The sequence below is a fragment of the Candidatus Woesearchaeota archaeon genome, assembly GCA_003694805.1.
Lineage (GTDB): Archaea > Nanobdellota > Nanobdellia > Woesearchaeales > J110 > J110.
Genome location: RFJU01000005.1, coordinates 1 through 3,872, shown reverse-complemented (window position 1 = coordinate 3,872; position 3,872 = coordinate 1). Strand labels below are relative to the sequence as shown.

At 52.5% G+C, this 3,872-nt stretch carries 4 protein-coding genes and 1 tRNA gene; 3 read left to right on the top strand and 2 right to left on the bottom strand.

Annotated elements, in window-relative coordinates:
* Positions 1-17 precede the first annotated feature (17 nt).
* Entirely contained in the window at positions 18-461 is a 444-nt protein-coding gene (locus D6783_00125) for a hypothetical protein (GenBank protein ID RME54012.1), read from the bottom strand.
* A 103-nt stretch (positions 462-564) separates the two neighbouring features.
* Between D6783_00125 and D6783_00120 the strand changes: the two genes are divergently transcribed.
* The 3 genes from D6783_00120 to D6783_00110 all read left to right on the top strand — a co-directional run bounded on the left by D6783_00120 (position 565) and on the right by D6783_00110 (position 3,553).
* Positions 565-1,647: a protein translocase subunit SecF gene (locus tag D6783_00120; protein ID RME54011.1), complete on the top strand. Its 1,083-nt coding sequence runs from the start codon at positions 565-567 to the stop codon at positions 1,645-1,647.
* On the top strand, positions 1,644-3,353 hold the full coding sequence (locus tag D6783_00115) for a hypothetical protein (GenBank protein RME54010.1): 1,710 nt from the start codon (positions 1,644-1,646) through the stop codon (positions 3,351-3,353). Before D6783_00120 ends, D6783_00115 begins: the two co-directional genes overlap by 4 nt.
* 125 nt (positions 3,354-3,478) lie before the next feature.
* Positions 3,479-3,553, top strand: a tRNA-Val gene (locus D6783_00110).
* Positions 3,554-3,620: 67 nt separating this feature from the next.
* On the opposite strand, the gene D6783_00105 is transcribed toward D6783_00110, so the two are convergent.
* Positions 3,621-3,872 (bottom strand): hypothetical protein (locus D6783_00105; protein RME54009.1); only part of this gene is annotated, 252 nt, incomplete at its 5' end.

Below are 3,872 nucleotides of genomic sequence, written 5' to 3'. Positions count from 1 at the left end.
TTTTTTTTTCTTCTTTTTTATGTGGTTCGCTCCGTTATGCTGACGTTGGTTCCGTGCGACCTGACGCGGATGAGCATGCGGCCGGAATGAAAGTCTGGAGAGATGCTCTCGTCTTCGCCGCCGCTTCCTGTCCAGAGCGGGATGTCGGAGAAGAGGACGATGGAGGACGTGCCTTCAGGAGTGTTGTAGGTGACTTGGAGTTCTTCGTAGTTGAGGATGCGGATGTCTTCGATTTCGTCAGGGATGTTGACATCAAGGGTGATCCACGCGTCTTTTCCGATGCCGTAGACTTCTTTTGCCGAAGCGAGAAGGTCGCTTGCGATTTTGTGGGCTTGCCCTCCGCTTACTTGGGGGTTGGTGGTGCGAGTGTACATCGTGAAGATAGTGATGGAGCCGATAATGAGGATGAAGGCGAAGCCGAGAATGAAGAGGTATTCAAAGGAAATTTGGGCTTTAGACAAAGAGCTCACCTCGTAAGTGGTGCTACGGAACCGCTCCTATATAAATTTGGTGTTTTCTTTCTGTGCTGGTTTTTTTCTCTGAGGGGTTTGTGGGGGCTTTTTTATGCCGTTTTTTGAGGGGTGTTGCGGGAGGTTGTTGCGAGGATCGTGTTGCGAAATGTTTATTAATTGTTTAAGAACCTCGCTGAGTGAAATGGCATCATCGCGAAGGGCGCGCCGGGCTTCACAACTCAAAGAACGCAGCGCTCGCAGGAGGAAGCGCTTGCAGCGTTTGGAGAAGGCCGAAGAGGCGGCTCCTGCCAAGGTAGAAGTGAAGGGTCTCTTGCGGGTGATTCATGATTATTACAAGCCGCTCTTGCTCATTCCTTTCCTGCTCTTAGTCTTCGCCCTGGTTGTTTTGGGCGTGAATAAGGTGCAAACAGGGGAGTTCATCACGAAAGGGGTTTCGCTCAAGGGAGGGATTACGCTCACCGTTTATACAAATGATGCCTCGATGGAAGCTGTTTCGCGTGCGTTGCGCGACTCGTTTCCAAGCGCAGACATTGACGTTCGCGGCCTCTCCGAGTTGGGAAGGCCGGTGGGGGTGATTATTAACGCTGCTGATGTGGATGAGGAGGCGCTGGTGGCAAAGGTTGAGTCCCTCCTTGGTGTTTCGCGTGAGGAAATTGCTGTTGAGACGATCGATGCTTCTTTGGGCGCTTCTTTTTTCCGCCAGACTGTTTTTGCCATGTTGCTTTCCTTTGTTTTTATGGGAGTGGTGGTGTTCTTGTACTTTCGAACGTTCGTCCCGAGCGTTGCAGTGATTCTTGCCGCGTTCTCGGATATTGTTATTACGATGGCGGTGATTGACGTGCTCGGTGTGCGTTTGACGACGGCTGGAATAGCGGCGTTCCTTATGCTGATTGGTTATTCCGTCGACACGGATATTTTGTTGAGTGTTCGCGTGTTGAAGCGAAAGCAAGGGTCCGTGTTCGATCGCGTTGTGAGCGCTATGCGGACGGGGTTGACGATGAGTTTGACGACGATCGTCGCCGTGACGGTTGCGTTGCTCGTGACGAGGTCGGAGGTGATTGCGCAGATCATGTTGATTTTGCTGATAGGGCTCTTGGTTGACTTGGTAATGACGTGGCTTCAGAATGCGGGGATTTTGCGGTGGTATCTTGCTTTGCGGGGTGAGGAGGCATGAGCAAAGCGAAGAGGCTTTTTACGAATTGGAGGGTGCTGTTGCTCTTGTGCGCCCTCTTGCTCTCGATACTCGTGATTCGCCCCTCGCCCGGCGTGGAGGGGGTGTCTATTCGGAGCATTGCAAAAAATAGCAGTGCCGCGCTTGCCGGGATGGAGAATCCTCCTTCAGGTATTCTTCCGCTCGGGCGTGAGCGCATCGTTTCTGTTAATAACATTCCTATTCGTTCGGTTCGCGAGTTTTTTGATGCGACGAACTTCACCATTGATGATGTGAACAAGACCATTACTATTCGGACGTCAAAGGGCGTGTACGATGTCTTGCTGCTTCCCGAGTACGAGGTGAGGGTGCTCAACGAGACAGAGCTGGTGAACGTGACGAAGGTTGTCTTTAATGAGTCGACGAATGAGACGCAAAACGTGACGGTGGTTGAGGAGCGGCCAAAGCAGGAGCGGGTCGTTGTCGGGCTCAAGGAGTTGGGCATTTCCGTCTTTGATGCACCATCGACGAATCTGCGAAAGGGCCTTGACCTCGCAGGCGGGACTCGTATCATTTTAGCCCCGGAGAAGAAGGTGAATCAGAGCGAGTTTGATTTCATCGTTGAGAACATTAAGCAGCGCCTGAACGTGTTTGGACTAAGTGACGTGACGGTTCGTCCCGCAACGGATTTGCAAGGGGCCCAGTTCATTGTTGTGGAGATTGCCGGCGCGACGAAGGAGGAAGTGAAGGACTTGATCGCGAAAGAAGGAAAGTTCGAGGCGAAGATTGGGAACGAGTCCGTGTTTATCGGTGGCAAGCGCGACGTGACGTTTGTTGGGACGGACGCGACGAGGGCGAGGATTGAGGGATGCGCTCCTCAAGACGGCGTGTGGTTTTGCCGTTTCAGCTTTGCTATTCGTCTCTCGAAGGAAGCGGCGCAGAGGCAAGCTGAGGCGACGAGCAAGTTGGGCGTTGTTGTAGAGAACGGCCAGAGTTATTTGGACAAGCCCTTGGATTTGTTCCTGGATGACGCCTTGGTTGATTCTCTTCGTATCGCGTCGGATTTGAAAGGGAGGCCGGTGCAGGATATTCAAATTAGCGGCTCTGGGAGCGGCCCGAGTGAGCGTGAGGCGCGCGAGCAGGCAGCAAAGGAAATGAAGCGCTTGCAGACTATTTTGAAGACGGGAAGCTTGCCGGTCAAGCTCAAAGTGGTCAAGACGGACACGATTAGTCCTGTTCTTGGCGCGGCATTCGTCAAGAATGCACTTGTCGTGGCTGTTTTGGCGATTTTGGCGGTTGCGTTGGTAGTGGTGGTTCGCTACAAGAGTGTGGTCATCGCACTTCCGATGGTGGTGACGATGTTTTCTGAGGTTATTTTAATTTTGGGGATGGCCGCGCTCATCGGGTGGAATCTGGACTTAGCAGCGATTGCAGGTATTCTTATTGCTGTGGGGACGGGGGTTGATGATCAAATCGTTATTGCTGATGAGACTATATTTGGCGAGGCGAAGCGGAGGCAATTGAGCTGGAAGGACAGGCTCAAGCGGGCGTTTTTCATCATCTTTGCTGCGTATTTCACGACCGTTGTTGCGATGGTGCCGCTCTTTGTTGCTGGAGCGGGGCTCGTGCGCGGTTTTGCGGTTACAACCATCCTTGGCGTAACGATCGGAGTGCTCATCACAAGGCCTGCTTTCGCGGCGATGGTGAGCATTTTGTTTGAGGAGCAGTGAAGAAGCGCACGCAGAGTGTTGGGCAAGAGGAGAAGGAATGTTTTTGGTGGACGGTTATTTTTTTTGGGCCTGTAGTCTAGTGGCTTGAAGGCGTTGGCGTTTGATGCAAAGCAGCCCTCTTGCATGGGTTTGCCGCCCTTCCTGCGTATGACGCCACCTTCACACGGTGGAGGTCCCCGGTTCGAGTCCGGGCAGGCCCACGTTTTTTTCTTTTTTTTGTTGTTTTTTTCTTTTTTTTGTTCTGCGAGCTCGCTTCTTCTTTTTTTTTTATGGGACGGGAGGCTGTGCTCTGGCGTAGTGGTCGATGAGGGAGCTTGGCTCGAGCTCAGCGTTCCCGTACAGTGATTGTCGAGCAAGGGCTTGAGCGTTTTGCAGGATTCTTTGAAGGCGTGTTTTGGCGTGGAAGAAAACGTTGTCGTGTCTGTGCTGTTCCTTTTTCAAAAGTTCGTTGACGCGTTCAAGCTGGCGTGCCGCGACGGTGCTGAAGGGAGGGTTCGCGTAAAGGACGGATTGGTAGGC

Coding starts and splice junctions, on each gene's coding strand:
- D6783_00120 (RME54011.1), top strand. CDS start 565: ATGCCGTTTTTTGAGGGGTGTTGCGGGAGGTTGTTGCGAGGATCGTGT.
- D6783_00115 (RME54010.1), top strand. CDS start 1,644: ATGAGCAAAGCGAAGAGGCTTTTTACGAATTGGAGGGTGCTGTTGCTC.